Source organism: Janthinobacterium sp. GW458P, from assembly GCF_002127585.1.
Lineage (GTDB): Bacteria > Pseudomonadota > Gammaproteobacteria > Burkholderiales > Burkholderiaceae_D > Janthinobacterium.
This window is the reverse complement of the sequence record NZ_NEGZ01000119.1, coordinates 1-3,506: the sequence shown is the minus strand read 5'-3', so window position 1 is coordinate 3,506 and position 3,506 is coordinate 1. Positions and strand designations below refer to the sequence as shown.

Sequence of the window (3,506 nt, the reverse complement as noted above, 5' to 3'; positions counted from 1 at the left end):
GGGTGCTGGCGGCCGGCGGCGCGGCCACCTATGCCGGCACGCAGGCGCTGCTGGCGCTGGAAGCGGTGGCGCTGGCGCGGGGCGTGTCGCCGGGCGGCGCAGCGGATCTGCTGGCGGCGACCCTGTTCCTGGACAGATTACAAGAAGGAGAAGCGCATGGAGACGCGTAACTACACGTTCCCCGCCGGGCAGCCGGCATCGGGGCGCGCCCTGGCCGGCGTCGTCGGCTCGGGCGACCTGGAAGTGCTGCTGCAGCCCGCCGGCGATGGCGTGACCCGCATCGTCGTCAACACCTCCGTCGACGGCAAGGGCGCCGTCTGGGACGCGCTCTTGCTGCGCGTGTTCGGCGGCGAGCCGTTGCCGGCAGCGACCATCGTCATCAACGACTGCGGCGCCACGCCGGGCGTGGTGCGCATGCGCATCGAACAGGCCTACGAAGAATTGCAAGCGGGGAGGGCGGCATGAGCACATTGACGGAACTGCTGGAGCGCGACAGCTTCATCGAACGGGGGGCGCGCAGCCGGGCGCGCGCCTTGCTGGATGCGGGCAGCATGCGCGAACTGCTCGACCCGTTCTGCGGCATCGCGTCGCCGTGGCTGCCGCAGCAGGGCGTCACGGCCCAGGCGGACGACGGCGTGGTGGTGGCCAAGGGCCTGTTCGACGGCCAGCCGGCCGTGGTGCTGGCCATCGAAGGCGCCTATCAGGGCGGCAGCATGGGCGAGGTGGGCGGCGCGAAGATCGCCGGCGCGCTGGAACTGGCGGCCAGGGACAACCGCCAGGGCGTGCCGACGCGCGCCGTGATCCTGTTCGAGACGGGCGGCGTACGGCTGCAGGAAGCCAATCTGGGCCTGGCGGCCATTGCCGACATCCATGCGGCCATCGTCGACCTGCGCCGCTACCAGCCCGTGATCGGCATCACGGCCGGCACGGTGGGCTGCTACGGCGGCATGTCGATCGCGGCGGGCCTGTGCAGCTACCTTGTCGTTACGCGCGAGGCAAGACTGGGTCTCAATGGTCCCGCCGTGATCGAGCAGGAGGCGGGCGTGGACGAATTCGACTCGCGCAACAAGCCCTTCATCTGGAGCCTGACGGGCGGCGAACAGCGCTTCCACAGCGGCCTGGCCGACGCCTATGTGGCGGACGACACGGCGCAGATGCGCGCCACCGTGGCCGAACTGTTCGGGCGCGGCGTGCCGGAGCGGCACAGGAGCAGCCAGGCAGAAGGTTTTCTCGCCCGCCTGGCGCAAGTGGACGCCGGCCCGCAAGCCACGCCGGAAGCCGCGCGCTTGATCTACAGCAAAGGAGCCGCAGCATGAACGCCATCACCAATTCCAGCCGCGGCGCCGCCTGGCTGGCGGCACTCACGAATAACATTGCGCCGCTGGACGGCTATCCGCCTTCCGTGCGCGTGGCCGACGCGCCGCTGGCCGGCGAACCGGCGCGCTATCTCGCCGTGCTGCCCGACCCGGACAACCGTTTTACGCGCGCCCGCACGGGAGAAGTCGGCCTGGTCGAGGCGTGGCAGCTGGCGCGCGCCGTGCAGCAGGCAGTCCTCGAAGACCAGGCGCAGGCCGTGAAACGGCCCATCGTCGCCGTCATCGACGTGGCCAGCCAGGCCTACGGCCGGCGCGAGGAGGCCTACGGCATCCACCAGGCGCTGGCCGGCGCGGCGGGGGCGTATGCCGACGCGCGCCTGGCCGGCCATCCCGTCATCGGCCTGATCGTCGGCAAGGCCATGTCGGGCGCGTTCCTGGCGCACGGCTACCAGGCCAACCGCCTGATCGCGCTCGACGATCAGCAAGTGATGGTGCATGCCATGGGCAAGGCGTCGGCGGCGCGCATCACCCTGCGCACGGTGGCAGCGCTCGAAGCGCTGGCGGCGACGATTCCACCGATGGCTTATGACGTCAAGAATTACGCGACCCTGGGCCTGCTGTGGCAAACCTTGCGGGTGGCGCAGCCGGACGCGCCGTCGGCGCTTGATCTGGCGCAGGTGCGCGCCAGCCTGCAGGCGGCGCTGGCCGATATCCGCGCCGACCCGCAAAGGGATCTTTCCAGCCGCCTGGGCGCGCCGCACCGCCAGGCGTCGGCAAAAGTCAGGGAGGTGCTGGGGCAGCAGTGGTAAGCGAAGCAACAGAGAAGACACCAAGTCATTCCTATTCCAATAACGGAGACAATCATGATCATTTACGGAACCGCACTGCTGGCCCTGTGCCATTTGCTCGGCATCTTCCTGGGCGACCTGCTCGGGCAGCTGATGGGCGTCAAGACCAACGTGGGCGGCGTGGGCATCGCCATGCTGCTGTTGATCTGCGCCCGGCTCTACATGCAGCGCCGGTCCTGGCTGCCGCAGATGACGGAGCGGGGCGTCGAATACTGGGGCGCCATGTATATTCCCGTGGTGGTGGCCATGGCGGCGCAGCAGGACGTGGTCGCGGCGCTGCGCGGCGGGCCGGTGGCCGTGCTGGCCGCCATCGCTTCCGTGCTCGTCTGCGGCGCCGTCATTTCGCTTATCAATCGCACCGAAAGCCCGGCCGCCATCGCCGCCGCCGAAGCGGATTTGATGTTGGTCAAGGAGCACCGTCATGCTTGAAATCTTTGAAAAAGCCGCCATCCACAATGGCCTGGTGACGGCATTCGCCTTTGTCGGCCTGATCATGCTGCTGTCGATCGCGCTGTCGAAATACCTGACCTTCGGCCGCGTGCACGGCTCGGCCATCGCCATCGTGATCGGCCTGGGCCTCGCTTACTGGGGCGGCGTGCATAGCGGCGGCCACAAGGGCCTGGCCGATCTGTCGCTGTTCGGCGGCATCGGCCTGATGGGCGGCGCCATGCTGCGCGATTTTGCCATCGTCGCCACCGCCTTCGAGGTGCAGGCGACCGAGGCGCGCAAGGCGGGCCTGATCGGCCTCGCGGCGCTGGTGCTGGGCGTGGTGCTGCCGTTTCTCGTCGGCGCCGGCGTCGCTTATGCGTTTGGCTACTCGGACGCCGTCAGCATGACCACCATCGGCGCCGGCGCCGTCACCTATATCGTCGGCCCCGTCACGGGCGCGGCCATCGGCGCCAGCTCGGACGTCATGGCCCTGAGCATCGCGGCAGGCCTCATCAAGGCCATCCTCGTGATGGTGGGCACGCCCGCCGCGGCGCGCTTCCTGCGCCTGAAGACGCCGCGCTCGGCGATGGTCTTCGGCGGCCTGGCCGGCACCGTCAGCGGCGTGTCGGCGGGCCTGGCCGCCACCGACCGCAAGCTGGTGCCGTATGGCGCCCTGGTGGCCACGTTCCACACGGGCCTGGGCTGTCTGCTGGGACCTTCGCTGCTGTTCTTCGCCGTCAAGGCGGTGGTGGCCTGATGGACGGCTGGCGCGCGCATGATTTGCTGTGGGTGTCCGGCCTGCCGGACGGCGCCTCCTTGCCCGCCTGGCTTGATGCCGCGTGGCTGGCCGCCGCGCCGCTCGTGGTGCGGCGCGCCAGCTGCGCGCCCGGGCGCATTCCCGTGGGCTTGCGCG

6 protein-coding genes are annotated in these 3,506 nt (G+C 69.8%); all 6 read left to right on the top strand.

Annotated features, from left to right (window positions below):
• Positions 1-2 precede the first annotated feature (2 nt).
• The 6 genes from CBW50_RS28135 to madM are packed head-to-tail and all read left to right on the top strand — an operon-like array spanning position 3 to position 3,350.
• Positions 3-170, top strand: a complete 168-nt coding sequence (locus CBW50_RS28135; RefSeq protein ID WP_301178825.1) for a triphosphoribosyl-dephospho-CoA synthase — start codon at positions 3-5, stop codon at positions 168-170.
• Entirely contained in the window at positions 157-465 is a 309-nt protein-coding gene (locus tag CBW50_RS28130; protein WP_086148539.1) for a malonate decarboxylase subunit delta, read from the top strand. Before CBW50_RS28135 ends, CBW50_RS28130 begins: the two co-directional genes overlap by 14 nt.
• Positions 462-1,316, top strand: a complete 855-nt coding sequence (locus CBW50_RS28125) for a biotin-independent malonate decarboxylase subunit beta (protein WP_086148538.1) — start codon at positions 462-464, stop codon at positions 1,314-1,316. The genes CBW50_RS28130 and CBW50_RS28125 overlap by 4 nt, the downstream gene beginning before the upstream one ends.
• Complete coding sequence (gene mdcE, locus CBW50_RS28120) at positions 1,313-2,125, top strand: biotin-independent malonate decarboxylase subunit gamma (protein WP_086148537.1); 813 nt, start codon at positions 1,313-1,315, stop codon at positions 2,123-2,125. The genes CBW50_RS28125 and mdcE overlap by 4 nt, the downstream gene beginning before the upstream one ends.
• 54 nt (positions 2,126-2,179) lie before the next feature.
• On the top strand, positions 2,180-2,593 hold the full coding sequence (gene madL / locus CBW50_RS28115) for a malonate transporter subunit MadL (RefSeq protein WP_086148536.1): 414 nt from the start codon (positions 2,180-2,182) through the stop codon (positions 2,591-2,593).
• Positions 2,586-3,350: a malonate transporter subunit MadM gene (gene madM / locus CBW50_RS28110; RefSeq protein ID WP_086148535.1), complete on the top strand. Its 765-nt coding sequence runs from the start codon at positions 2,586-2,588 to the stop codon at positions 3,348-3,350. Before madL ends, madM begins: the two co-directional genes overlap by 8 nt.
• Positions 3,351-3,506: the final 156 nt, after the last annotated feature.

Coding starts and splice junctions, on each gene's coding strand:
- madM (WP_086148535.1), top strand. CDS start 2,586: ATGCTTGAAATCTTTGAAAAAGCCGCCATCCACAATGGCCTGGTGACG.
- CBW50_RS28130 (WP_086148539.1), top strand. CDS start 157: ATGGAGACGCGTAACTACACGTTCCCCGCCGGGCAGCCGGCATCGGGG.
- mdcE (WP_086148537.1), top strand. CDS start 1,313: ATGAACGCCATCACCAATTCCAGCCGCGGCGCCGCCTGGCTGGCGGCA.
- CBW50_RS28125 (WP_086148538.1), top strand. CDS start 462: ATGAGCACATTGACGGAACTGCTGGAGCGCGACAGCTTCATCGAACGG.
- madL (WP_086148536.1), top strand. CDS start 2,180: ATGATCATTTACGGAACCGCACTGCTGGCCCTGTGCCATTTGCTCGGC.